General features: G+C 45.8%; 1 protein-coding gene and 1 rRNA gene. Both read right to left on the bottom strand.

Features of this window, described 5'->3' with window-relative positions:
• Positions 1 to 147: 147 nt before the first annotated feature.
• A 5S ribosomal RNA gene (gene rrf, locus QHH26_13640) occupies positions 148 to 269 on the bottom strand.
• A 40-nt stretch (positions 270 to 309) separates the two neighbouring features.
• Positions 310 to 504, bottom strand: a 195-nt coding sequence (locus QHH26_13645) for an Lrp/AsnC ligand binding domain-containing protein (protein MDH7482990.1), incomplete at its 5' end; no start/stop codon positions are given.

Below are 504 nucleotides of genomic sequence, written 5' to 3' on the forward strand. Positions count from 1 at the left end.
CGATGTTCAGGATCACGGAGGTCATGTCGCCTCCACCGAATAGACCTTGGGTTACAGGAAGCACGCTTTCCACCACGAGAACGTTATTTTTCATACCCTTCTCGGTTATATTTATTTGGTTTATATTAGAACTTTAAAAGATGAAGTGGCCGCCAGCTTCCGCGGGTTCCCGGACCCTCTCGGCGTCCAGTACAACCGCAGACGTTTGGTGGTTTAACTACCGTGTTCGGGATGGGAACGGGTGGAACCCACCAACTTTGGCCGGCGTACCGGAATATAGAAAAAGCAAGAGGTTTTTAAACCTTACTCTTACTGGACCTCTTCCATAACGATCATAGTCATCGTGGATCGTACTTTGTCCAGCTGTCGGATTTTCTTGGTCACCATCTCTCTTAGCTTTTCAAGGGTATCTGATTCAATCATGACAATGATATCATAGACCCCATAAACCATGTAAGCCGTTTTGACTTCAGGTATCTTTTTGATGTTCTCTAGAACCTCTCT

Source organism: Armatimonadota bacterium (genome assembly GCA_029907255.1).
Classification (GTDB): domain Bacteria; phylum Armatimonadota; class UBA5829; order DTJY01; family DTJY01; genus JAIMAU01.